The following is a 381-nucleotide window of genomic DNA, read 5'->3' on the forward strand; positions in this document are numbered from 1 at the left end:
CCGTGAGTACCTGGCCGCAGCGAGCCTCTGACTTCTCAGAAAGCACTACCTGGGATGAAGGCTTGCACGATATACGCAAGGCGGCCAAGGCGGCGCGCTACTGCCTCTCCGCCTGCTCTGAGGCAGGCCTGCCCTTGACCAAAGCTCAGTTCACCCTTCTCACCCGAGCTAAGGCCCTCCAGAGTGAACTGGGTGTGCTCACCGATGAGCTGACGCTGAGTCACTGGCTGGCCACTCTACGCCCACAGGCTACCGGCGCGGGTCTGGACGCCTACGCCCTAGGCTACCTGGCTGGCCGCAGCGATTTCTTGGCGGTGGGACTGCGCATGGACATATACGCGTCACTGCCCAAGGCCCTCAAAAAGATGAAGGCTCTTAAGC

General features: G+C 61.7%; 1 protein-coding gene. It reads left to right on the forward strand.

The features are described from left to right. On the forward strand, nucleotides 1-381 hold a 381-nt coding region (locus tag NQ050_RS11150), incomplete at both ends, for a CHAD domain-containing protein (RefSeq protein WP_257039409.1).

This window comes from Corynebacterium sp. 122RC1, from assembly GCF_024580955.1.
GTDB classification, from domain to species: domain Bacteria; phylum Actinomycetota; class Actinomycetes; order Mycobacteriales; family Mycobacteriaceae; genus Corynebacterium; species Corynebacterium kozikiae.